Source organism: Microcoleus sp. CZ3-B2 (assembly GCF_036705055.1).
Classification (GTDB): Bacteria; Cyanobacteriota; Cyanobacteriia; order Cyanobacteriales; family Microcoleaceae; genus Microcoleus.
This window is the reverse complement of record NZ_JAUBTN010000023.1, coordinates 12,305-36,285: the sequence shown is the minus strand read 5'-3', so window position 1 is coordinate 36,285 and position 23,981 is coordinate 12,305. Positions and strand designations below refer to the sequence as shown.

Genomic DNA, 23,981 nt, shown 5'->3' with positions numbered 1-23,981 from the left:
CCGTTTTAATTTATCGAAAAAACCCGGTTTCTTTGACTCCCCGCGCAAAAACTCGGTTTCTCTCTTGTGCGGGCGGTGCGTCGCTGTGATATTGTCGATGTGATTTGCAAATTGTAGATGGCGACGCACCCTACTATCTAAAGAGTAGAGAAGAGTCCTCACAGGGAAGACGGGGAGGAAGGGACAGCCAAAGCTACCGCAACACGAAAACCCCCGTCCAAGCACGAGTTGCCCGCAGAGCGGAAGTGGCGGCTTGCAGCACGGCAATGAACCGCACGGTACCAACACGAACCCCCACGCAGCACCCGGTAATCACTTGTTCCAGTTTCCCAAGAACTTCCATCAGTCGGTGCGCCGTCATAGTTATCGTGCCACTTATCGCTGCACCATTCCCAAACCTCACCGTGCATATCATAAAGTCCAAAGGGATTCGGAGGAAAACTCCCCACATCCATTGTGTGTGCGCGATTAAGTCCCTTCGGTTCACCACCAAAGGGATAATTCCCATCATAATTAGCTAAATCTGTGGTAATTGTCTCGCCAAAATAGAAAGGTGTTGTAGTTCCGGCGCGACAAGCATATTCCCATTCAGATTCCGAAAGTAAGCGATAAATCTTGCCTGTTTTTTCAGAAAGTTTCCGGCAGAATTCTACAGCATCATGCCAGTTTACACTTTCTACAGGACTTTTTTCACCCCTAAAGAACGATGGAATATTTCCCATCACTGCTTGCCACTGTGCTTGGGTGATGGGGTATTTTCCTGCATAAAAAGCCGGTACAGTTACTTGATGCTGCGGACTTTCGTAACCTTCTCTACCTCGCTCTGTTGCTGGCGAGCCCATCATAAATGTGCCGCCAGGAATGTAAACCATGTCGAGTACAACTTCATTACCTAAGTCTTCATGGAAGTAATGAGCAAAGGACTTGATGCGACTGTTTTCTTTTCCTTTAGCATCGACTGTGATGACATCAAATTCAAATATAGGAAAATAGTTTTGTAACTGTCGTCTAATCTTTTTCTCGTTTCTATCTTTCAGCAGTGAATAGACAGCAAATTTTACCTGCATTGATTCATCGTGCAATGCTTGAATTATCAAATCTAAACCTGCTTCTCCATGTTTGAGCGCTTCGGAGAGTGCGGCGATTTTCACTTCGATAATGGGTGAAGCTAATCGGCTTTTAACACCGGGTATGCCTCCGAGTACCGCAGCATTGAGAGGAATTGAACTTTGACCGCCACGGACGGCATCGTATTCTCTGGGTTCATTTTGATTCTCTGACATTACACCGCACGCTCCTGCATTTTAACAGTTGACAGTTGGCAGTTGGCAGTTGGCAGTTGATGATTGCATAGTACCGGAATCGAACCATTTATGCTTGACCGGTATTGGCTCTATTTCTGAGGTTATTTATGTCCGCGCCTGATGTGGCGATTGCTATATATATGGCGGCACGGATTCCCATGATTTAATGATATGTCAAGGGCGCGAAAATGTCAAGCAAAATTGTAATTTTATTGCCCAAAATCTTGGCTGTAATTCGATAGACCGATCGCACTTATTACTTAACTTTCACCTCGGGGCCGGCCGGTGGTTGTTGTCCGGTGCGGAAAACAACCGCTCCGTTTTCCAGAGCAACTAAATCTATTTTCAGCGGGCCGGCGATGTAGGTGACATCTGTGGCGATCGCCCGAACCTCCAGCGATTTCTCGTACTGCTGCAATCGATCGATAAAACCACCTAAAGTTTCAATTCGATTGTCCGCAACTTGCACTCTGCCGCCGACAACTCCGATCAAGCGAGCGCGAAATTGACAAGCTTCGATCAATTGCAGCAACTGCACCCGCACCTGTTCGTTTGTCAAAGTCACCGGATCGACAGCAACCGCTGCAATCACATCTCCGGCGCGGAATACAACTCGATTGATTTCGGCTTCGGCAAATACCTTAATTACCTTTTCTTGTCGCAGGTAATTAGCGCCGGCGACGATTCGCACCACGTAGTCTTTACCGTCTTTAATCTGACTGATTAATTGATCGATTTCTGCTGTAGTAATTTGAATAACCTGTTTGGGAACCTTGGCATTTTCCGGCTGCATCAGTTCGACGGTGGTTTTATTTGCTTCTTGCAACAGTCGATCGATCGCCCGACTCGCCTTATCCGGTTCCAGGATGCGAACAACGCCTGCAGCTAAAATTTGACCGCGCCTGATCGCAACTGTACCCTCGCGGATGGCCTGAAAATCCCGTTCCAAAACTTGCACTTGCTGCTGCAATAAAGTTTGTTGCTGTTCGAGTTGAGTTTGTTGCTGTGCGAGGGTTTCTAAGAGAGCTTCCCTCTCGGCAATTACTTTGTCCCTCTCGACAATTATGCGATCGCGATCGGCAAGATTTTGCACCCGCTGGGCAATTTCCTTGTCCCGCTGGGAAATTAGTTCGTTGCGATTGACAATTTCTGCATCTCGCTTGGCAACTTCTTCCTGCCGCTGGGCAATTTCTGCGTCTCGCTTGGCAATTTCTCGATCGCGCTGGGCAATTTGAACTTTCACCTGCTCTCGCTGCTCGATTAACTGTTGGCGTTCCCCTTGCAGTTGGGCGATTTCCGAGCTCAAAGCTGTTTTTTGATCGGAAACTGTTTTCAATTGGTTCTCAGTGCGATCGAGCTGAGCTCTTGTAGTCGATCGGGCAGTTTCAACCAGTTTCAACTGTGCTTCGGTGCGAGACTTAGCAGCTTCCACCCTAGCAAGCTGTTCTTCCGTGTCCGATTTAGCTGCTTCTACCTGACTTAACTGCTCTTGGGTTTTAGACTTGGCTGCTTGCACGCTGTTGAGCTGGGCCCGCAGCGAGTTTAATTTTTTTTCTGTCCGAGCTTGCTCGGCATTAGCAGTTTGGAGCGATTGATTAATTTGCTCTAAATTGGCTTTAGCTTGCGCTTGAGCGGTTCTGGCTCCATTTAATTCAGTTTCAACTCGATTTTTTTCTTGAGTGGTTTCTTTGAGCTCTCTGCGGGCTTGGTTGAGCCTTTTTTGAATCTCGTCTATTTGAAAAACCCCGGTTCGCAGAGGCTTGCTGGTAGCAAACAAAATGGCCAAAGTAATTGCTGACAGGATGCTGCCGGCCATCACTGTCACCACAACAGCAGTGTCGCGGGGGCGAAGTTTGAACAAACTCAACCTTGCCTTGCCGACTTTCGTCCCAAGACGATCGCTGACAGTCGCGATCGTACCCCCCAACACTAAAATTACAAATACCAAGATGTATCCAGCAGTCATTCCGATTTTAAATTTAGGATGGTGGATTTTGGATTGAATCTAAAATCCAAAATCCAAAATCCTATACTTTCTCGGCATCAAGTGAATTGCTGGCTTAAGGCCACCGGGTTGTGGACAGTGATCTTTTTCTTGTGGATCGAGATCATAGTTTCTTGTCTGAGATCCCCCAGCAAACGAGTCACAGTTACCCGCGTCGAGCCGATCGCTTCGGCGATCGCCTGGTGGGACAGCTTCAAATCAATCGTAATCCCATCCGTACCGGGCACGCCAAAATCCCGGCACAGAATCAGCAAAAAGCTGACGAGTCTCGAACCCATATCTCGGTGTGCGAGGGTTTCGATCATCATCTCCGTTTGCAAAATCCGAGAAGAAAGTCCCCGTAGCAAAACCATAGGCAATTCTGCGTCTTCCTTGAGAGCTTTCTCGACTTGTTCGATCGGCAGCGAGATCAATTCTACCGGCGTAAACGCTACCGCGTGGTAAAATCTGTCCGAGCGGTGTCCCGTAATCAGAGACAACACGCCGAACACGCTGTTTTCCCGCAGGAGCGCCACAGTAATTTCTTCGCCTGCTTCATACACCCTAGAGAGCTTCACAGCGCCTCTAAGCAGAACGTAGACGCGCTCAGCCGGGTCTCCAGGGAAAAAAATTGTCTTGCCCCGTTCAAAGTTTTCCACAATGGGTGGAAACGCCCCGCCGCTGATTTGGCGGAACACGGCTGCTAGCGGTCTATCATGTGTCACGACTAGATCCTTTGTACTAATCAATAGTTTGTAAATTGTCGATTAAGCTTATTGAGTAAATATACTGACCAACCTCCAATGTCCAGGGATTCTGTTACAGCCATCTAATGTTAAGTTAAACACACGCTGTATGATATTAAATCTAGCCATTCTCTTAACTTTTTCAATTCCGCCCATTTAGCTCCACAACCAAATTAATCTCAATTGTGTCTCAATTGTCTGTCAATCAGTTAAATCTGAATCAGTTGTGTCTAAACTGGCGGAGTTGTCGGATATAGCCCACGAGAACGGTGCAAGTTGCTTCGAGAAGAAATACAGATGATAGATTTGACCGGAAAAAATGCTCTTGTTACGGGCATTGCCAACAATCGCTCGATCGCCTGGGGCATAGCTCAGCAGCTCCACAAAGCAGGGGCCAACCTCGGCATCACTTTTTTGAAGGATGAAAAAGGCAAGCACGAGCGCAAAGTCGCCGAACTTGTCGAACCGCTCAATCCCAGCCTGTATTTGCCCTGCAATGTCCAAAACGAGAGCGAAATCGAGTCTACTTTTCAAACCATCGCCGACAAATGGGGCAAGTTAGATATCCTGGTTCACTGCTTAGCCTTTGCCGGCAAGGACGAACTTTCAGGAGATTTCACCAACACCTCCCGCCAAGGCTTCTCCAATGCTTTGGATATTAGCGCTTACTCGCTGGTGCGGCTTTGTGCTGCGGCTAAACCGCTGATGGCGGAGGGCGGCAGCATTATCACGCTGAGTTATTTGGGCGGCGTGCGGGTAGTTCCTAATTATAATGTGATGGGCATTGCTAAGGCAGCTCTGGAGATGAATGTTCGCTATCTGGCGGCGGAACTCGGCCCGTTAAATATTCGGGTAAATGCGATTTCTTCGGGCCCGATTCGGACTCTGGCTTCGTCAGCAGTCGGCGGCATTCTGGATATGATCCACCACGTTGAGGAAGTGGCCCCGCTGCGGCGGACTGTGACTCAGCAGGAAGTGGGAAATGCTGCGGCTTTTCTGTGCAGCAATCTCTCTAGCGGGATTACGGGTCAAGTTTTATATGTCGATGCTGGTTACGAAATCATGGGAATGTAACAGTTGACAGTTGTCAGTTGTCAGTTGTCAGTTGACAGTTGTCAGTTGACAGTTGTCAGTTGTCAGTTGTCAGTTGACAGTTGTCAGTTGTCAGTTGTCAGCGAAGTTTTTAGACAGTTAACAGCAAGATTTGCCAACAGTCAACTGTCAATAACAGTCTTTTGTTCGCTACAAAAGTGTTAATCCCAAATTACTAATTATCAACAATAACTATGAATGACAAATTGGGAATTATGGAAATAATCGATCGCCCTCCAGTACCTCCTGCAAATTCGGTTCAACCAGCCAGGGCCGCGTTGGTGAAACGCACGACACTGGAAACGGATGTCACCGCCAGCCTCAATCTCGACGGTGTGGGAACTTGCAAAGCGTCCACGGGGATTCCGTTTTTAGACCATATGTTGCAGCAGATTGCTTCTCACGGATTGATCGATTTGGACGTACAGGCGATCGGGGATTTGGCGATTGACGACCACCACACCAACGAAGATGTGGGAATTACCTTGGGCCAAGCCCTAGCAAAAGCTGTCGGAGATCGATCGGGCATTTCTCGCTTCGGCCACTTCATCGCCCCTCTAGATGAAGCATTAATTGAAGTAGTCTTAGACTTTTCGGGACGGCCTCACCTAAGTTACAGCTTAGAAATTCCCAACCAGCGGATCGGCACCTACGATACTGAATTAGTGAAAGAGTTTTTTTCGGCGGTGGTGAACCACACTCAGATGACACTGCACATTCGACAGTTGCAGGGCGGAAATTCACATCACATTGTCGAAGCGGCGTTTAAGGCCTTTGCGCGAGCTCTGCGGATGGCGGTAGAAATCGATCCCCGGCGCGCCAGTCGGATTCCGAGTTCTAAAGGAGTTTTGTAGTTTGGGGTTTGCAGTAGCGCTTCTGGGCTACTGCAAACTTGTAAATCAAAATATATCTGCTATATAGTTAAAAACACCTTGACTTCCCTCGCCGTACTTGCCGATAAATTGATCGATTAGTCGATCGCTACACCTTTCTATAGCATCAGCTATAGAACTTTGTGCTAAAACTTGACTGGCAGATTGACGCAAAACTTCAAACAAATTTACAGTAAAATCAGTATCTTCACTGACAAAATCCCACAGTTCTCGACCGATCAAAGTGCTCATTTCAGAATTCGGCAGAAGTTGCTTCAGCAGACCAAAAGTTACAGTCTTATTAGTTCTCTTGCCGTAAGCTATACCAATATAAGCGCGATCGCCTGCATTAATTTTTTCCTGAATTTTGTCAGCCCAATATACTATCTGGTCTTTATCCATATCATTCGGGCCGCTTTTGACCTGTATCCAACAGCGATCGCCATCACTGGTAGTTTTGATTGCATCCCATCCTGACTTACCGGGCGGACTTTCTGCACTTTCAGAGCAAGATATCAATAGTTTTTCAATAAAAAACCCCATAGAAGTAACAATAGACCTAGTAGCCGCCATATAAACATTAAGTCTGACAACTTCTGCAGGAGTATCAAGATTTAACGCCCTAATTAAAAATGGGTTGGGATGAATTTTTTCTAAAGTTAGATTGTCAACCATAGCTAACTGTCGCCTTGTGAAGTCCCGACAGATACTAGCTAGAAAATTTTCGGCTATAGTAAGTTGCAGCGAAAGCTTACCTGAAGATGTAAATGCTAAAATGCGTTCAATCTCATCGGGAGTAAATTTAAGAGCTCTTTTGCCAGATATGCTGCTGATGCCGTTTCTGAGTGTTTCTGCTTGTAAATTAAAAAATTCTTCTAACTCCGCAAAATGACTGGCGAAAGATCGAGACTTGCTGGCAGGCAGTCCTACTTCTTTTTCTAAAACAAATGCTAATAATTCATGAAGTTGCTCTGACACTTTTATTTCTCCTCAACTCTATTTTAAATATTAGCTAACTGAAAAGAGACAACTGTTGACTTATTTCTCTTCCTCTAACTCGATCGCCCTTAATTACCTGACAAAGGTATTGACCGATCGCCTCTCCCAATAATACCGGAACTGCATTCCCAATTTGCCGATATTTAGAAGCAGTTGAGCCATAAAAAACCCAGTCGTCTGGAAAAGTTTGAATTCGCGCGCACTCTCTGACACTCAAAGGACGCAATTCATCAGGATGACACATATCTGTAGCCTTTTGATGGGGACTGGTTGTGACAGTAGGCGACGGTTTATCCCATGCCAAACGTCGGTAAAAACCAACTTTACCGCCTTCAGATTTATAAGCTCCTCCCATTGCTTCTTGCTGTAATTCGCTGGGTAAATGCCTCCAGTTTTGACCTGCTGTTAACAGACGCAGATACTTGAGGCGATTTTCTGAATAAGGGACAAATTCTGGCCGAGAATCTACTAAATCTTTTAATCCTTCTCTAATCGTCAACCATTTTGGTTTTTTAGCAGTACCTTTCTGACTGTAAGTTGGCAGTGGCAAAGTAACTGAATCATTACCTTTATAACCAATAAAAATTACTCTTTCTCTAGCTTGAGGAACGCCGTAGTCAGCAGTATTTAGTAAATCATACATAACTTCATAACCAATGCGTTTCATCTCTGCCAAAATCACTTGTAAAGCTGCACCTGGCATTTCATCATGTTCTAATTGCGCGCAACCTAAACCTCTGCGATCGTGAGGTCGATGTCGAATCGGAGCTGACAGCAATCCCTTGACATTTTCCATGATAAAAAAGCGCGGTTTAATTTCATCAACAATGCGTATGAAATCCATAAATAAGCTGCCGCGCGGATCTCCAACAGACCCCCGTTTTCCGGCTGTGCTGAAGGGTTGGCACGGGGGGCCGCCGGTCACTAAATCTACTTCATCAGCGCGCAGAGGTCTATCTAAACCTAAGATTTGTCCGCCTTCTTCTAAGAGAGTTTGGGCGCTGACTTCGCAAATATCTCTCGGTACAGCACATGGGGATAAGTGAGGACGATTTAGAGAGATAGTTTTGGTAGCATCAGGTTCAATTTCTACTAAACTTACTGTCTGAAATCCTGCTTTTTCTAGACCTAAATCTAAACCGTAAGCTCCAGCAAAGAGGCTAATAGTTATCGGTTTGTTGTTAATCACAAGTTTAAGCCTCATAATATGTATGGTATTTAGGAAATCTCAAGAGTTTGCGATATTCCAGCCTACCATTCATAACCGTGTTCTTTTCCCCATTGTATCCAAGCTTGAGCCATTTGTTTCATTCGACCGCGCTGCTCTGGCTTTACCGGATTATCACCAGTAATTGCCCTCAACGCCCAAAACCAATGATCTGGTTTTTGTTCGAGATCGCGAAAAATCAACGGTACAACAGGCTGTCCCATGCCAATAATTCTTTGATAAGCTGGGTGCATTGACTTTTGTGTAACTAATGACAGCATCCTTGTCTGGGCACGCCATTCTTCTGCAAAGCTATAAAACTCCGCTTCGAGTTCTACCTGACTTTTAATCGGGTATTTATAGGTTGTGATGCGATCCGGTAGTTTCATGTCAAGCCGTGGCTACTTCATAAATCTATATTACCTTACCTTCCCAAAGTATTCAGCCAATTAGCTAAAGAATAAACAATGCGATTTGAGTAAGGTACGTCAGATTGGAAAACCTCGACAATCGTTATACAATTTTATCTGACGCACCCTAGGATTCGATTTGAGTGTGACACGCTTGGTTTATTTCAATCTATCCAAACTTCGTCAAGAACCGGAAAGCATCCAGTACGTGACTCGCGCAAACGTAGGGCGAAGTATTGTAAAAACCTTGCCACGCCGCCGCCTTATCTTCATCGTACCTGTCCGCTCTTTCCGAGTGTCTTCCCAGCCAATTAAGCCGCACCGCGTGACCGACTAATACATCTAAAACAATGTATTCTTCTACTTTCAATTCTGGGTTGCGCTGCGCGAGCGCCGCCAACTCCATCAGCGCCTCAATATTGACTTGTCGGTATTCCGGCGCTACAATTTTGTTTAGCAAATGCTCGATTTGGAGCGCGAAATTTTTTTCGCCTGGGGTCATTTCCGCTAAAATAAGATCGCTATCTAAGCGATTTCGACGCTCTAATTTATCGCCAATAATCAAGCCTTTGCAGTGCCGCAGCAATCCCCAAACACTCGGATAAAAATCCTTCGGTACGCGGTTGACTGCACCTTCCATTTGCCGCTTGCGCCGCCATCCACCCGCAGGCATTTTGGGTTCCTCAAACACGGGCGCGACTACCCATTCAATATCTTTTTCCGGCTGTTTGACACGCAGTGATTCTTGCTGTTTGAGGATTTGATTCATTTCCTCATATTCTGCCAATACTTGGCGCAGGCGATTTTTAATTTCAAAGGGACTTAGCTGCATTAAATATTCGTAAGCTTCATTTTGCGTAACTCGCAATTCGCGGGCTAATTCGCTAGTTAACAGCAAAATAAAGTAACTCACTCTCAGAGTTAGCAACCCTTTAAACAACTGCGGTTCGGCTTTAATTAGCAAGCCTAAGTAAATCAGAATTTCTTGAGTGAGAACTCTATCGCGAACGTCCTCTCCACAGAATTCGCGAATTTTGTCCATGATTTCCGTGTAAGAACCAGGTCGCGAAATCAGCGAATCTTCGCTGTAGGCTTTCCCGACAGCAATCTGTTTTTGCTTCACCAAAATGTCTGTCACTGCATCCGACAAGCTGATATCAACTTTGTCCAGCAATCCAGCAGCGTGACGGACAACGGCCCATTGAATTTTTGATTGCGAACTTTCTCCAGCTTTTGTATAAACTTCGTTGAGTAAATCCACAACTTCAACAGTTGCTTCCGCGCCGCCAAATCCTGTATCAAAGTTTAATCCTTTGAGGCGAATCAGCGTATGCAGCAACTCAATTTGTTCGTACAAATTCTCTGATTTTTGCAGGCTGGTGAGCAATAATTGAGGATTAGTTTCGCACTCTAATTTAAATTCTTGGGTATGACCCAATGGCCAAGTTTTTTCGGGATTGTAACTCAGATAGGTGGGGGTTTCTACTGCACCTGTCACTGGAGATTCAGTGAATTCAAAATATTGCATGAAATCTATTCTCTCTGTGCCAGCAGTCAGCATTAACTGGTTAAGATTTCCGAGTTTGACAGGCGTATTTCCTGAGTTTCCGTCGCGGAGTTGCTTCATCAATTCCAGCAGTGCTTCGCGGCCGGTTTCGAGCATCGCGTGAGTCAGCATCAGCGTTACCGTGGGTCGTCCCAACTGATACCAATGGCGGTGAATGTGAGCTATTTCGCTTTGAATTTTAGATACTAGAAAATGGTAGTCTAGAGTTAGGTAAAATTCTTCTCTGTCCAAGAATGAGGGAAGAAATACGATCGCCTCTCCGCGAATTTTGAACACCCGGGAAGTCGTCAAACTCCGCAAACGGCGCACGGGGCGGCCTGTTAAGCCTAGTGAATCGTTGCGTCCAATCTCCGCGTAAATAGCGGATAATTCTTTGGCTTGGCGGACTTGAATTGGTTCTACCTGTTTTGGAGTTTGCGCTGCAATACCGTTGGTGGCTAATTCTGCTTGCAAATCTTTGTCTTCAGCTAACAGGGCAATTTGCACTAAAGGTTCTCTGTGCCCGCCCACTGACAGGTGTCTTCCCAAGGGGTCAATATCGCCAACTGCGATTAATCCTTCGTTGAGTAATTGACCGAGAAAATACAAACTTTGCGCCCAAACTAGGGGAACATTTTCATTGGGTAGGCGCTGCTGACTGCGGGGATTGAGCTTTTCTGCTTCTATATTTTCGGCGGGGACGTAGTACAATTCTGGTAGTAGTGGCAAACCAGAGCGATCGACTGCTAGAGATTCCAAACGCTGCTGGTACTCCTGCACTTGGGCTTGATTTCCCTGAAATAGGCCGTCCAAGAATAAATAAGTGAAAAATAGCGGCCACTCGCATTCTATATGCTCGAACTGCTTTAATTCTGTCGGTTCGTAATGCAGGCGATCGGCATCTTCCAAAACTGTTTGGTGTCCGTCCCGCAGAAACCGCTTGCAGCCGTAATTGCCTTGCAATTTGTCGATTATTTTATTTCTAGTTCGTTCTACTAATTCTTTATCTTCCACAGCAAAAGCCGGAAAACTAATCACGCTCAATAAAGCTGCATCTACTTCTTTTGAACTAGATTCCCGAGGCAAAAGCGATTCTAAAGTTACGCGGCTTCTGGCAATTTCATCGGGTAAAACGTGAATCACTGATGTTTGAGAACCGTTAACTCCGAACAAATCCAATCCATTTATTGCTTCCAGCGCTGCTTTTGCCATGCCAACCGAACTAGCATTTAATTCTGCATTGCCGCGATTAACTTTATTGCCTCTTTCCCAAATTCCGTAATCGGGAGTGCGGTAAGCTCTACCAATGTAGTAGACTAAATTTTGCACGAAATTGACTTCATCGATTGTAAAAATTATATGCAATCCCGAAGCCGTCATTTGAGCAAGAATCAACAAAAATATAGATGTAGCATCTAACTGTAAATGTCCCCATTGGTCATCGCCAACAACAATACTACCAGTTTGAGTATTGTATTTAGCGTGCAGGGCATCTAGCGGCAACTGAGTATTTTTAAAACGTTCGACTTTGCTCGATTGCTGCATCATCGCAAACAGCAAGCCGCGCATCAATTTGACTGTGCTGTGTTCGAGTTCAAAGGTTCTACCGCGATCGCCGTCAATTTTGCGGTAAGCTAAACCCAAACCCCAAACTGCCAAAATGCTGTACACATTATCCCGCACCCAAGCATCGGTGTAGTCGCCGTGAGCGTTAACGGCGGTACTCGCCGGAAGCAAGCCGGTAATTGGGTTCTGGCGCTTGAGGATAACGTTTTTGATTTGCTGGTAGTAATGATCTAACTTCGTTTGTCGCTCTTTTGTTGCGATCGCCATTTCGTTTTCCTTGGTTTTCCTGATGCGAGTTCAATTGCGGTGAATAGACTTTTAAATATATCAGAGATTCTATCACTGCTCCGATTCTGCCAACAACAAAACAAGGTGATTGTCATGTCCAGCCGCAACAAGAACAATAATAACCGCGTTCCTTTTGTAAAAATTGTCTACTCTACAGTGAAGGTTAATGGTAAAATTGAACTCGTGCCGATGGAATGGTACGCTGACGGCTCTGTCAAGAAAATTGAACGTTAATGAGCGATCGCACTTAGCAGCCTAACTCTAATGGACTTGCGCGTCGCGTACAAAAAAACGGTTCCTGGGCCACGGAATGATGACTTACCAAAATCTTTGTGGCACAAACCGGATTTTTTTCGTTCAAAAGTAGTCTAGCATCGATCGCCAAACTAAGCTAATTTAAATAACTAGGTGTGTAGAAATCTCACAGAAAGAAATATGGATCGATCGCGCCCGCAATTTTCAGTGCTGGGACTACCAGTTCACATATTAGACGATTACGCAGGTTGGCTGATAGAGCGCCTGCATCAAGGCTTAGGAAGTCACGTCGTGACACTAAATGCTGAAATGGCAATGCAAGCCGAGAAAAATCAGGCATTAGGCGATGTAATTCGCTCTGCAGAACTCGTGATTCCAGACGGTTCGGGAGTAGTGCTGTACTTGCGAATGCGGGGCAAATCGGCAAAGCGCTATCCGGGGATTGAACTAGCAGAATCGCTGCTGCAAGAAGCCGGAAAATTGCCCGATTCCGAACCGATATTTTTCTTTGGAGGTGCGCCGGGAGTGACGGCGAAGGCGGCAGAAAATTGGCAGCAAAAAGTGAAAGGATTGTCGATTTCTGCTCAACATGGCTATCTTTCTGCTGATGAAGAACAAGAATTTTGTGACAGCCTGAAAAAAATGCAGCCAAAACTGATTTTTGTAGGCTTGGGAGTGCCTCGCCAAGAGTTTTGGATTGCGGAAAACCGACACCTTTGTCCGCAGTCTATTTGGGTGGGAGTTGGCGGCAGTTTCGATATTTGGGCGGGAACCAAAGACCGCGCGCCGGCTTGGTTTTGCGACAATCATTTAGAATGGTTGTACCGGCTTTATCAAGAACCTTGGCGCTGGCGCAGGATGTTGGCTTTACCACAGTTTGCATTGAAGGCTTTGGGGGATTTTCGAGGTTGAAAATTGGATTGATAGAGTAACCGCAGATTCAAGGCAGACAAACACAGATTGACGCAGATATTTTCCTGCTTAAAAAGTGAATTTTGCCAGATATTTATTGAGTCTGTCGATCGCAAAATGTGGGTTGGGGCGGGGCGGGTTTACGGGTTCTATGGCTGATATTATAGATTGTTGGTAAACTCGCCCCTAGAATAATTATTGTTGATTTATTGACTAGACGATGTAAGGAGAATCGATCGCCCTAGCGCGATTAATTGCTACCAACGTCTGGTAAATTAAAGCCGAAATCTCGGCGCGGGTAATCTCCCGCTGCGGCGAAAGCCGATCGCGCGCCGGATAGTTTACTACAATCTTCAAAGCAGTTGCTGTGGCTGCGGCGCTTAAAGCAAAATTAGGAATTTGCGATCGATCGGTGTAAACTTTCAAAACATCGGGATTGCCGCCCTTAAGTTCCAAACCGTTAACCAAAGATACGATCGCCTCAGTCTTAGTCAAATTCTGATTCGGGCCGAACTTCAACCCCGGAAACCCAGACAAAAACCCCGCCCGATTCGCCCGTTCGATCGCACTTCTCGCCCAAAAACTAGCAGAAACATCAATAAAATTTGTCGCCAACCGCTGCGGAATCGGACTAAACGCACTCACCAAAAGCGCCGCATATTGAGCGCGATTTAAACTGTCATCAGGTTTAAAAGAACCGTCAGGAAAACCGCTAATTATATTCCCCGCAGCCAAAGCCTCAATAAACTTCTCCGCCCAATGTCCAGAAATATCGCTAAACCTCGCACCGCCAATATTCGGATTACCGCCGCCCTTTCTCACCGCAGCTTGCACAGCTTTCAAAGCATTCACTTTCCCGTAACCAAACCAATCGCTGCGGCGGTTATTAGCATCATAATTTCCCATGCGATTGCCCAACTGCGGATCGGGATCGGAATCGACAATTTTGTCAGCAGTTTGTTCGAGAATTCCCCGCACTTCCCGCGCCGTCAAACGGGGGTTGGCAGAAAGCACCAAAGCTGCCACTCCAGCGACTACTGGAGTGGCGCTGGAAGTGCCGCCAAAGGTATTGGTGTAGTCCCCCGGATCGTAGCCGGCAACACCGCCTCGATCGGCAGTAAACACCCCCAAACCGGGCAAATACTGCGTCACTTCCGGCGCAGTCGCAATAAATCCGGTTTCTGGCAGCCAAGTTCCCGGCGGCGCGTTGTTGCTGGGGGCGCACACCGAAATGCTGTTGCCCCAATTGCTGTAGGCTGCTTTTTTGTTGAGGGAAGTGGAAGCAGACACCGCAATCACATCGGGATGTACGGCAAATCCTGCCAGCCATTTAGTTCGATCGCCCAAAATGTTATTCGGCCAGCCTTTCTCATCTACAGTACCGTTGACAGGGCGGTTGGCATTGCCCGCAGCGAACAGAATCACGCAGCCTCTACCGCCCCGCCCTTGGGTGGCGGCTTTGGTGATGACGGCACTCTGGCGCAGGGAAAGGGGATAGTAAACTGCCCCTGGGCCCCAACTGCAAGAGATGATGGCTGCGCCTTTTTCCACTGCCCAATTGAATATTTTTTCGATCGACTCGTCATCGAGAAAACCGCTAGTACGGATGGGCATCAGGGCGCATCCGGGGGCGACTCCGACAATGCCTTTGCCGTTTTCTTCTGCTGCGGCGACACCGGCGCAACTTGTGCCGTGGTTGTCCGATTCGGCAACGGGCATCGGGGAAGTGTCGCCGTCTTTGAAATCGATGGGTGAGACGATTTTGCCTTGGCCTTGAAAATCGGGATGTGTCAAGTCTACTGAATCATCGGCGATCGCAATTACGATCGATCGCGCGCCGCGAGTCATATCCCAAGCCGCTTCTGCATAAATTTGAGCGTCGCCGACAAGTTCGTTGCCGCCTCGGTTGTTGAGATACCACTGTTGGGGATAAAACGGATCGCGGGGTTTATAATGCTGCTGAGTTTCTACTAAAATATTGGGTTCAGCGATCAGAACTTCGGGATATCTTGTCAGGCGGTTGGCAATTTTGACCGGGTTTTCTGTTGCTTGTTTGTTGACTTCACAGACAAAGGTGTTGGGAATTCCTGAGACTGACCGGACTATTGTTAAATTTGCTGCACGGGCGATCGACTTTCGCGATAGTTCGTCTACTTGTTCGCCAAATTGAATAGTAATTTGGTCTGTCAAATAAAAGAATGTACTCGGATTGTTCGCCGGACAATAAACATGGCTGGCAAAAGCTACAGCATCGCTAGCGCGGGCTGCTTGCATTGCTGCATCTAGGTTTTCTGGCCCGACGAGATACTCTTCGAGATTACTTTGCCCGATGCGGCGGTTGAGTTTTGCCCCAGTTGTGGCAGCCCAATTGTTTGAGGCTGATGCTATCGATGATGGGCGGACTGTAAAGCGATTGGGAACTTTTGACAGCAGCAATTCATCGCCGCCCCGCTGCAAAATCACTGCCAGACTTTCTTCGGGAACTCCAATACCTTGATAGTTTTGGAGAGTGTCGGAGGTTGGTTTGCTTGGTTGTACCATCAGAAATGTTCCTGTTTAATTTTGATGCAGAATAACGGGTGTTTGAAACCGCCTAGTCTCTTCAACCTGCGGAGGCAGGTTTTGTCTTTGTAGAAGCGGTTTCAACCGCCGTCTTATCTCTTATCTCAAATAAACACGCTAGGATTAACATTAAAGAATTCTCCCAGCGCCTTAGCTTGCGCCTTGCTAATCGCCCGTTTTCCATTAACCACCTCAGAGACTACTCCTTTGGAACCAATCACACCCACTAAATCGGCTTGTTTGAGTTCGCGAACTTCCATGAGATGCAATAGAACATCCTGGGGAGTCGCTTCTGGAATTGGGTAATATTTTGATTCGTATTCTTCGATCAACAGCCCCCAGAGACTCAGTAAAGTTTCTTCTTCTAGTGTTAATTCTTCCTTAGACATCAGAGAGCCTAATTCTGCAAGCGCAAGATCGTAATCTTCTTCGTTCAGGATTGGCTTAGGCTGTGATTTCGCCAGCAGTTGACCGTAAGCTGTTTTTTCAATTGTGATGCTCATTTCTCATTCCTTTGCTTGCTTACTTAGACAGGGTTCTCAAATAGAAGGTGGGTGTTTGTTTCTATGTATCATGCTTTTAACCATTAAAGTGATTTTTTAAATTTATTGAAGACATCAGATAGTCTGTAATAATTGCCGATGTATTTACTGGATGATCAACCTATTTTTTCCTTGACTTCATTTTCATCATTCCAGTTAATTTTGCTATATTCGGCATGGGTTAAAAATTTCTTAAAAAGTACATATCCGGTGCTATAGTTAATTTGTACAATTAATCTATACTGATTGCCTTTAATATTAAATATCGTATATCCACAGACTCGATCGACCGATTTAGAATACCCCTGTCGGATATCTTCTGGCGATTTCCAATCGTTGTCTTCCATGACCTTGCACCAGGCTGCTATCGCACTTGAGACCTCACCGTAGGGTTCGATCGCACTCAGAAGATTTCTTATGGACTTTAGTTTCATTCGGGTACCGTTTTTACACGACACCTCCATGTTCTCACAACGAGAACTTGCTGTCAAGTCTCTACTCTCATTTTTCCAAAAGAGCCTTTTGCCCGATCGCCCTCTTTGACATTTACACAAAATTGGTGTATACTTAGCCGGTTGCGATCGCCAATGGTAAGATCGGCTCAAGCTAAATATCTTTTTAAAGTGCGCTGGGCGCAAAGTAATTTCATGGTATATTCTGGAACTGTTTGCTGGCTTCGCTTCACTGCCCGGATGACGATCGGGGCGATCGCAGTTTTGACCCTGTTGCAACCGCTCCAAGCCCAAGCACAACAACCTTCTCGGCCAGATAACCAACAGCAAGTCGATCCCGCCGACGACCCCACAGACCCCAACAACCTCCGCCCTCTGACCCAAGACAGCAGCCTGCTGAGCGTTGCCGGAGGTCAGCGCTTGATGACAGAAGCCAGCGGTGCTATTTCCAGTCAAAATTATACTGTTGCCGCTCAAAAGCTCCAAGAATCCCGCCAAATTTTCAATCAACTATCCAACTTCTACCAACAACTCAGCAGCAGTTTTGCTGGAATTGATGTCCGCTTGGCCGACAGCAACCGCACCAAAGCTGTGGAAACAGCCCAAATGCGCGACGAAGCTACCTACCGGCTGGCTTTGGTACACCGGGCGCAAAACAAGCCGGAACTGGCTGTCCCCCTACTGATTCAGATTATTCGATCGCAGCAGCCAACTCGCGACTTGGGCAAAAAAGCTTACCAGCAGTTACTAGAATTGGGTTTTGTGGATGCGCCCTATCCGCGGCCTGCTGCAAATCAACCGCGATCGTCTAACAAATAGTTCCACTAAAATACTCAATATAGCCCTTTATCACAAATACCAATGGTTACACCGTCTCAAGTAGCAGAAATGATTAAGGCAGAATTGCCCGACGCTAAGATACAAGTTGACGATTTGACCGGCGGCGGCGACCACTACCAGGCGAGAGTAGTCTCTGCCGCCTTTGAAGGCAAAAGTCGAGTAAAGCAGCACCAACTGGTTTACGGCGCTCTCAAACAGGCAATGGCTAGTGAAGCTATCCACGCTTTGGCCTTGGAAACCTTAACTCCTGCAGAATGGGCAGCGAAAAGTCCAGCGGCTTAATTGTTGATCTGCTCTCTGGAAATCACAAGTTTGTGCTTGTGTCAAGAGTTGCTAGAGAAATAATTGGAAACCAAAGAAACCAGTTTTCTTAACCGGAATCTATGGTTTTAACGAGAAATTTTCTCCAAAAACCAGGTTTCTGCGCCCTGAGAAACAACTGTCAACGTTTAAAAAAATTCAAACAATATTAGGAGCTACCATGACTACAGCACAGGAAAGAATTGACGGCTTGGTTAAGCAAAACAAAATCATGGTGTTTATGAAGGGCAATAAATTAATGCCCCAGTGCGGTTTTTCTAATACCGTGGTGCAAATTCTCAATACTTTGGGAGTGCCTTACGAAACTGTAGATGTGTTAGCAGACCAGGAAATTCGTCAAGGCGTTAAAGAGTATTCCAACTGGCCGACAATTCCCCAAGTTTATATCAACGGCGAGTTTCTTGGCGGCTCGGATATTATGATCGAGATGTATCAAAAGGGCGAATTGCAAGAAATTGTAGAAGTTGCTTTGGCTTCTTAAAATTAGACAAAACAAACATATCCCCGACTTATTAAATAAGTCGGGGATATAAGCTGTCACGCATTTAAATTGCATATTCAGAGCGGGCGGGACACCCCACAAGACTTTGATTTTTTTTTTGACATTCAATTTAAATGCTGCAACGGCTTAACAGCGATCGGGTTTTACGTTGAACTAGGTTGATTTACCGCAGAAGCAAGTTCGGCAACGGATTCCTAAGGGCGGATGTAACGGATATAACGGATGTAACGGAGATCGGCAAGAAGGAATAAGGAAGAAGGAAGAAATAACAAACAACCAATTCCCGACGCCCAATTCCCGATGCCCAATTCCCAAATAATCAAGGGTTTATTAAACCGAATTTACTATTTAATAGTAGTCTGCTTCAGTTTGTGTCTGTGTCTGTGGCATTTCAAAATTTGACGGATCGTGAATGTAACGCGCTGCTTCTTCCTCTAATCTGTGAATCAGATAGGGTTCCAGGCTGTTACAATGTCGCAGGGCTGCGAGGTAGCCATCTAAGTAAAGGCGCAACTCATCGAAACGATAACCTCTATTCCACATTTCGACGAGGGCATCGGTGAGTTTTTGGTAGTGCCGGATTGTTTGGGTATCTTGTAACATGGTGTGAGTTAGAAATCCTTTGTGGTGTATAATGACGGCGGGATTTAGGAATAGCCTCGATGGCTGGGCTTGTTGCTCACAAGAGAGGCAATTGCTAAATAAAAGTTTTTACCCTGCTCAACAGGCTACCCTCCATAAAAAATTTCACTCGCTGCAATGCAGTGGCTGGACTTTTTGGCGCGCACCTAAATAATTCGCTGCGCGTTTAGTAGAGTCGGGATGTTGGTGAATTTGATGAGCGCACTGGGTGAGTGTTCCGGCTACCGAGCGAACGGTTGGAGGAATTTTAGTTTCTGTTGCGCGATTTGTCAACCTCCTAGCACTAGGGGCCCTGTCGCGGGGTTCGGTAAAAGCAGGTGGTTGGGGCATAGGGTCGATCGGCTGTAGGCTGTCTTATTTTTATTGTAAACTCACCGCCAGAATGATTTAACCTTTCTGCGGGCTGACGATCCCAACTTGACAAAATCTTTAAAATTCATACTATCGGTTTGTTCGCCTCTATAAATAGAGCTAAGGCTTGAGTAGCGATGGTTACAAAACCTTGACAAAAGCTCTGTTAACCTGGTAGCCATTAGTGATAAGGGAAGCTCGCCGCTGTGGGATCTGTAAGTATTTCGATTGTTGAAGGAAATCCGCACCTGCGATCGCTCTTGGGCTGGCATTTACAGCAAGTCGGTCACTGGGTGCACCAGTCGGCGGATATCAGTCACGCTAGGGAAATATTTTTCAGCCGTCAGCCAACCCTAGTCATTCTGGATGCCCAATTGCCCGATGGGGACGGTTTAGAATTTTGTCGCTGGCTGGGGAAGCAGCAGCAATCGCTGATTTTGATGCTGTCGGCGCGGAATACGGAAGCGGATATTGTGGAAGGTTTGAAGTCGGGGGCTGACGATTACCTGACTAAACCGTTTGGGATGCAAGAGTTTATGGCCAGGGTGGAGGCTCTGATGCGCCGCAACCGCACGATGATACCGCCGGCGATGCTGGAATGCGGGCTGCTAAAAATTGATTTGGTGCAGCGCCGAGTCAGATTGTACGAGGAAAACATCGAGCTGACTCCTCAAGAATTCAGCCTGCTGTACGTGCTGGCTCAAGCTGGCGGAGTGCCGCTGTCGCGATCGGATTTGTTGCGCCGGGCCTGGCCTGATGCTATTGACAACCCCCGGACGATCGACACTCACGTACTCTCTTTGCGTAAAAAAATCGAAATCGACCCGCGACAACCGAGCCTAATTCAAACTGTGCGAAATGTCGGCTACCGGCTAAATCTGGAGTTTTTGAATACAAATCAATCCCATTCACCAGAGCCCGGAGCGATGATTTCTGAGACTATTTTCAGCCGATAAATCTGATTTTAGGTTAGGAATTGATTGGCGATCGCATCTGTTTTCGCCGCCATGATAAAATCATTGCGGTGCAATCCAGAAATCGCGTGAGTCCACCAAGTAACGGTAACTTTCCCCCACTCGGTTAACAGCGCCGGGTGATGTCCTTCAGTTTCTGCGGCTTCGGCGACGCTGTTTGTAAAGGCGATCGCACTTTTGAAATCCGGGAATTTGTAGGTGCGTTCTAACTGGGGAACGCCATTTTTTTCGATAAAATTCCAGTCGGGAATTTGATGTTTGAGTTGGACAATTTCGTAAGCTGTGACGCGCGGAGAGTTTCGGCGGCAGGCGGCACAGCGTTCTTTTGCTAAAGATTCCATAAATTGCTGTTTAGCGAAAATATGCTAAAAGATAGTGTCAGTGTATTAAGTTGGATAGCCCGACAATACTATTATAATCTGGGCGGAATTAGACCGCTATCTTATTTGTATTGTAGATATTGGTGAAATTACACCCAGATTATATTCAAACAATTATCCGATCGCTCAACCGATCGCCTTTTTAATCAAATCCAACTTACCCTTATAGGGAGCATACCGCCATTTCAAATCCAGCCAAAAAGACTTTTGCAGCACGCTTTTGTAATGCGAAAAAGTATCAAAACTTGCTTTCCCGTGATAACTTCCAATCCCGCTGTCGCCAACTCCTCCAAAAGGCAAAGTTGTCACTCCCACTTGCATTACCGTGTCGTTAATACAAAGTCCACCTGATGAAGTTTCGCGCAAAACTCGCTGTTGTTTCTCTTTATCCTTCGAGAACAAATACAAAGCTAACGGTTTGGGGCGGGCGTTGATTTGGGCGATCGCCTCCCCGAAATCATCATACTCCAAAACGGGCAAAATCGGTCCAAAAATCTCATCTTGCATCACCGGCGAATCCCAAGAAACCTTGTCAATTACCGTAGGCGAAATATATCTATCTTCGGCGTTACTTTTGCCGCCCGCGACAATTTCCCCATCTTTGATAAACTCTACCAAACGTTTTAAATGATGCTGATTGATAATTCGCGAATAGTCCGGGCTTTGCTGAGGATCTTCGCCGTAAAATTCGTGAAGTGCTGTTTTAATTGCTGACATCAAATCCGGTTTAATTTTTTTGTCAACTAACAGATAATCTGGAGCGATACAAGTTTGACCGGCATTGATAAATTTGCCCCACGCAATGCGTTTTGCGGTGTATTCAATCTGAATATCTGAGTCTACAATGCAAGGACTTTTGCCGCCCAATTCTAATGTTACAGGTGTCAGGTGTTTGGCCGCAGCTTCCATGACTATTTTACCGATTTTTGTGCCTCCGGTAAAGAAGATGTGGTCGAATTTTTCGGCTAGCAATTGTTTGCTGATTTCGACTCCTCCTTCGACGGCTGCTACGTAGGCGGGATCGAAGGTTTTGGAAATCATGTCGGCGACAACTTCGGAGGTGTGCGAGGCGATTTCTGAAGGTTTGAGGATGGCGCAGTTGCCGGCGGCGATCGCCCCGACTAAAGGTGATATCATGAGCTGAAATGGGTAATTCCAAGGCCCGACGATCAAAACTACGCCTAAAGGTTCAGGGTAAATGCGGGCTGATGCGGGGAATTGGTCGATCGAAGTTGGCACTTTTTTCGGTTTTACCCAAGATTTCAGGTTTTTGATGGCATAATTAACTTCGGCAATGGATGCAATTTCAAAATAAGCCTCAAACTCCGGTCGATTCAAGTCTGCCTTGACAGCAGCGACTATTCGTGATTGATTGAGTTCGATCGCACTTTTGAGATGTTTGAGTTGTTCGATTCTAAAATCCACATCTTTAGTTTTTCCAGTCGCAAAAAATTGTCGCTGCTGGCCGATAATATCGCTGACACTCAATAGCATATTTTCTCCTGTATCTATATATATAAATGTTACAATAAAAAAATGAAAATATCAAAAAGCCATTTTTTATCTTCCTGTTTATCATTACTTTGCTTGTTTGCAGTCACAAGCTGCAATTCTAGTTCTCAAAAACAAATTGTTATTTGTTCCAAAGACTTTACAGAACAAGTCATCCTAGCAGAAATTTTAGCTATTCACATCGAAACCAAAACAGATATCAAAGTAGAACGCAAACTCAACCTCGGAGGCTCGCTTTGCCATCAATCCCTAGCAACGGGTAAAATCGACTTGTACGTCGAATATACTGGTACAGGTTTTACCAACATTCTCAAACAAAAGCCAATTTCTGACTCCCAAAAAGTCCTCGATTACCTCAAACAAGAATATCCCAAACAGTTTCAAGCAGAATTGACTGAACCCCTGGGATTTAATAACAGTTTTGCGATTATTATGCGGGGAGACGATGCCAAAAAACTCAACTTGCAAACTCTCTCGCAACTAGGAAAAGCTGCACCAAAATTGCGCGCGGGTTTCGGCCCGGAATTCAAAGAGAGAGAAGATGGATTTCCCGGATTAGCTAAAACTTACGGGATTAAATTTGCCGAAGAACCGAAGGAGTTGCTGTTAGGATTGCTTTATCAAGCGCTGCAACAAAAAGAAGTAGATGTGATTGCCGGTAATACGACGGATGGTTTGATTCAAAGTTTGCGTTTAGTAGTCCTGAAAGATGACAAAAACTATTTTCCACCCTACGAAGCTGTTCCGGTTGTGCGATCGCAAATTTTGGAAAAATACCCAGAATTGCGTCCAGTGCTAGCAGAGTTGGGCGGCAAAATCTCGGAGGAAGATATGCGAAAACTCAACTATCAAGTTGATGGAAAACAGGAGGATGCCGCCCAAGTGGCGCGGCAGTTTTTGCAGCAAAAGTTGGGCGACTCAAAGCCTGCGACTCCCGCGAAATAAAGGGTTTCATTCTTCTGTCTGTTTGCTGGAGAGTATTGTGATTAGGTATACTATGAGTTAGACTCATATAAATAAATGAAGGTATAGAGCTATGACAACTGTCAAAACTGCTATCTCATTGCCAGCATCTCTATTTGAACAAGCCGAAATATTAGCTGGCGAAATGCAAATTTCGCAGAGTTTTTTGATCGAAATAGCGCTTGAAGAATTTATCCGCCGCCGCGAAAATCAACAACTGTTAGAAAAAATTAATGCTGCTTGCGAAGCACCTCTTTCTGAAGAAGAACAAGTTTTGCTTCGCAAGATGAGTCGATCTCATCGCAGGCTGGTGGAAGGGGAATGGTAATAAATCAAGGTGATATTTTTTGGATTGAACTTGATGAGCCTTCAGGTTCAGAACTCGGTTATGTCCATCCCCATGTAATCATTCAAAACAATTTATTCAATCGTTCCCGCATTAATACAGTTGTTGTTTGTGTGCTTACTTCAAATCTAAGACGGGCGAATTCACCAGGAAATGTCCTGTTAGAAGCAGGAGAAGCTGATTTACCAGAAAAGAGTGTTGTTAACGTCTCGCAGATTTTGACTATCAGTAAATCTCAGTTAGGTGAGAAAATTGGCACACTCTCTGCCGAGCGAATTCGTCAAATTCTTGATGGAATTAGACTGGTATTGGAACCTCATGAACCTGAGTAACACTTTTCTTAGCCTTTGAAAATTCATGGGGTTCAACCTCTCCTCAGCTAGCGATCGGGTGCGAATAGCGCACCCTACAAT

At 45.9% G+C, this 23,981-nt stretch carries 24 protein-coding genes; 11 read left to right on the top strand and 13 right to left on the bottom strand.

The genetic code is table 11. From position 1 onward, the window contains the following. Positions 1-158: 158 nt before the first annotated feature. The 3 genes from QUA97_RS12945 to ntcA all read right to left on the bottom strand — a co-directional run bounded on the left by QUA97_RS12945 (position 159) and on the right by ntcA (position 4,013). Entirely contained in the window at positions 159-1,283 is a 1,125-nt protein-coding gene (locus QUA97_RS12945; RefSeq protein WP_333194801.1) for an SUMF1/EgtB/PvdO family nonheme iron enzyme, read from the bottom strand. A gap of 277 nt (positions 1,284-1,560) precedes the next feature. Next, positions 1,561-3,270, bottom strand: coding sequence for a DUF3084 domain-containing protein (locus QUA97_RS12940; RefSeq protein ID WP_333194799.1), 1,710 nt, complete (start codon positions 3,268-3,270; stop codon positions 1,561-1,563). A gap of 77 nt (positions 3,271-3,347) precedes the next feature. Next, positions 3,348-4,013 (bottom strand): global nitrogen regulator NtcA, encoded by a 666-nt coding sequence (gene ntcA / locus QUA97_RS12935; protein ID WP_194010494.1) that lies wholly within the window; start codon positions 4,011-4,013, stop codon positions 3,348-3,350. A gap of 318 nt (positions 4,014-4,331) precedes the next feature. Here ntcA and fabI point away from each other — a divergent pair, with 318 nt between their 5' ends. Together fabI and hisB are read left to right on the top strand one after the other, a co-directional pair. Then, positions 4,332-5,108, top strand: coding sequence for an enoyl-ACP reductase FabI (fabI, locus tag QUA97_RS12930; protein WP_194068175.1), 777 nt, complete (start codon positions 4,332-4,334; stop codon positions 5,106-5,108). Positions 5,109-5,341: 233 nt separating this feature from the next. Beyond that, positions 5,342-5,980, top strand: a complete 639-nt coding sequence (gene hisB / locus QUA97_RS12925; RefSeq protein WP_194068197.1) for an imidazoleglycerol-phosphate dehydratase HisB — start codon at positions 5,342-5,344, stop codon at positions 5,978-5,980. Positions 5,981-6,025: 45 nt separating this feature from the next. On the opposite strand, the gene QUA97_RS12920 is transcribed toward hisB, so the two are convergent. From QUA97_RS12920 to QUA97_RS12905, 4 genes are all read right to left on the bottom strand, one after another. Continuing rightward, entirely contained in the window at positions 6,026-6,976 is a 951-nt protein-coding gene (locus QUA97_RS12920) for a PmeII family type II restriction endonuclease (RefSeq protein WP_333194796.1), read from the bottom strand. A gap of 34 nt (positions 6,977-7,010) precedes the next feature. Next, the gene (locus tag QUA97_RS12915; RefSeq protein WP_228050079.1) at positions 7,011-8,201 is read right to left on the bottom strand and encodes a DNA cytosine methyltransferase; all 1,191 of its coding nucleotides are present in this window, start codon (positions 8,199-8,201) and stop codon (positions 7,011-7,013) included. A gap of 47 nt (positions 8,202-8,248) precedes the next feature. Beyond that, positions 8,249-8,593, bottom strand: a complete 345-nt coding sequence (locus QUA97_RS12910; protein ID WP_194068173.1) for a hypothetical protein — start codon at positions 8,591-8,593, stop codon at positions 8,249-8,251. Between the two features lie 190 nt (positions 8,594-8,783). After that, complete coding sequence (locus QUA97_RS12905) at positions 8,784-11,993, bottom strand: glycoside hydrolase family 15 protein (protein WP_194068172.1); 3,210 nt, start codon at positions 11,991-11,993, stop codon at positions 8,784-8,786. A gap of 114 nt (positions 11,994-12,107) precedes the next feature. Here QUA97_RS12905 and QUA97_RS12900 point away from each other — a divergent pair, with 114 nt between their 5' ends. Continuing rightward, a complete protein-coding gene (locus tag QUA97_RS12900) occupies positions 12,108-12,248 on the top strand; it encodes a hypothetical protein (protein WP_194068171.1) in 141 nt (46 codons plus the stop codon). 201 nt (positions 12,249-12,449) lie between these two features. Next, entirely contained in the window at positions 12,450-13,181 is a 732-nt protein-coding gene (locus QUA97_RS12895; protein WP_333194792.1) for a WecB/TagA/CpsF family glycosyltransferase, read from the top strand. 213 nt (positions 13,182-13,394) lie between these two features. Here QUA97_RS12895 and QUA97_RS12890 read toward each other — a convergent pair whose 3' ends face one another. The 3 genes from QUA97_RS12890 to QUA97_RS12880 form a co-directional block, all read right to left on the bottom strand. Further along, on the bottom strand, positions 13,395-15,722 hold the full coding sequence (locus QUA97_RS12890; RefSeq protein WP_333194790.1) for a S8 family serine peptidase: 2,328 nt from the start codon (positions 15,720-15,722) through the stop codon (positions 13,395-13,397). A gap of 125 nt (positions 15,723-15,847) precedes the next feature. Next, on the bottom strand, positions 15,848-16,246 hold the full coding sequence (locus QUA97_RS12885) for a helix-turn-helix domain-containing protein (RefSeq protein WP_194010486.1): 399 nt from the start codon (positions 16,244-16,246) through the stop codon (positions 15,848-15,850). 155 nt (positions 16,247-16,401) lie between these two features. Next, on the bottom strand, positions 16,402-16,890 hold the full coding sequence (locus QUA97_RS12880) for a type II toxin-antitoxin system HigB family toxin (RefSeq protein WP_333194788.1): 489 nt from the start codon (positions 16,888-16,890) through the stop codon (positions 16,402-16,404). 42 nt (positions 16,891-16,932) lie between these two features. Here QUA97_RS12880 and QUA97_RS12875 point away from each other — a divergent pair, with 42 nt between their 5' ends. The 3 genes from QUA97_RS12875 to grxD all read left to right on the top strand — a co-directional run bounded on the left by QUA97_RS12875 (position 16,933) and on the right by grxD (position 18,379). Continuing rightward, positions 16,933-17,556 carry a hypothetical protein gene (locus tag QUA97_RS12875; RefSeq protein WP_194067767.1) on the top strand — a complete coding sequence of 208 codons (624 nt, stop codon included), beginning with the start codon at positions 16,933-16,935 and terminating at the stop codon, positions 17,554-17,556. A 42-nt stretch (positions 17,557-17,598) separates the two neighbouring features. Beyond that, a complete protein-coding gene (locus QUA97_RS12870; RefSeq protein WP_194067766.1) occupies positions 17,599-17,859 on the top strand; it encodes a BolA family protein in 261 nt (86 codons plus the stop codon). 199 nt (positions 17,860-18,058) lie between these two features. Next, the gene (grxD, locus tag QUA97_RS12865) at positions 18,059-18,379 is read left to right on the top strand and encodes a Grx4 family monothiol glutaredoxin (protein WP_194010482.1); all 321 of its coding nucleotides are present in this window, start codon (positions 18,059-18,061) and stop codon (positions 18,377-18,379) included. Positions 18,380-18,748: 369 nt separating this feature from the next. Here grxD and QUA97_RS12860 read toward each other — a convergent pair whose 3' ends face one another. Continuing rightward, positions 18,749-19,003: a DUF6761 family protein gene (locus QUA97_RS12860; protein WP_194010481.1), complete on the bottom strand. Its 255-nt coding sequence runs from the start codon at positions 19,001-19,003 to the stop codon at positions 18,749-18,751. A gap of 596 nt (positions 19,004-19,599) precedes the next feature. On the opposite strand from QUA97_RS12860, the gene QUA97_RS12855 reads away from it, so the two are divergent. Further along, complete coding sequence (locus tag QUA97_RS12855) at positions 19,600-20,349, top strand: response regulator transcription factor (protein ID WP_194067765.1); 750 nt, start codon at positions 19,600-19,602, stop codon at positions 20,347-20,349. Between the two features lie 8 nt (positions 20,350-20,357). Here QUA97_RS12855 and QUA97_RS12850 read toward each other — a convergent pair whose 3' ends face one another. Together QUA97_RS12850 and QUA97_RS12845 are read right to left on the bottom strand one after the other, a co-directional pair. Then, positions 20,358-20,708: a 4a-hydroxytetrahydrobiopterin dehydratase gene (locus tag QUA97_RS12850; protein WP_194067764.1), complete on the bottom strand. Its 351-nt coding sequence runs from the start codon at positions 20,706-20,708 to the stop codon at positions 20,358-20,360. 165 nt (positions 20,709-20,873) lie between these two features. After that, positions 20,874-22,241: an aldehyde dehydrogenase gene (locus tag QUA97_RS12845; RefSeq protein WP_333194786.1), complete on the bottom strand. Its 1,368-nt coding sequence runs from the start codon at positions 22,239-22,241 to the stop codon at positions 20,874-20,876. Positions 22,242-22,283: 42 nt separating this feature from the next. Between QUA97_RS12845 and QUA97_RS12840 the strand changes: the two genes are divergently transcribed. The 3 genes from QUA97_RS12840 to QUA97_RS12830 all read left to right on the top strand — a co-directional run bounded on the left by QUA97_RS12840 (position 22,284) and on the right by QUA97_RS12830 (position 23,900). Next, positions 22,284-23,204, top strand: coding sequence for a glycine betaine ABC transporter substrate-binding protein (locus QUA97_RS12840; RefSeq protein ID WP_333194784.1), 921 nt, complete (start codon positions 22,284-22,286; stop codon positions 23,202-23,204). A gap of 91 nt (positions 23,205-23,295) precedes the next feature. After that, positions 23,296-23,550 carry a hypothetical protein gene (locus tag QUA97_RS12835; protein ID WP_333194782.1) on the top strand — a complete coding sequence of 85 codons (255 nt, stop codon included), beginning with the start codon at positions 23,296-23,298 and terminating at the stop codon, positions 23,548-23,550. Further along, positions 23,544-23,900 carry a type II toxin-antitoxin system PemK/MazF family toxin gene (locus QUA97_RS12830; protein ID WP_333194780.1) on the top strand — a complete coding sequence of 119 codons (357 nt, stop codon included), beginning with the start codon at positions 23,544-23,546 and terminating at the stop codon, positions 23,898-23,900. The genes QUA97_RS12835 and QUA97_RS12830 overlap by 7 nt, the downstream gene beginning before the upstream one ends. Positions 23,901-23,981 lie beyond the last annotated feature (81 nt).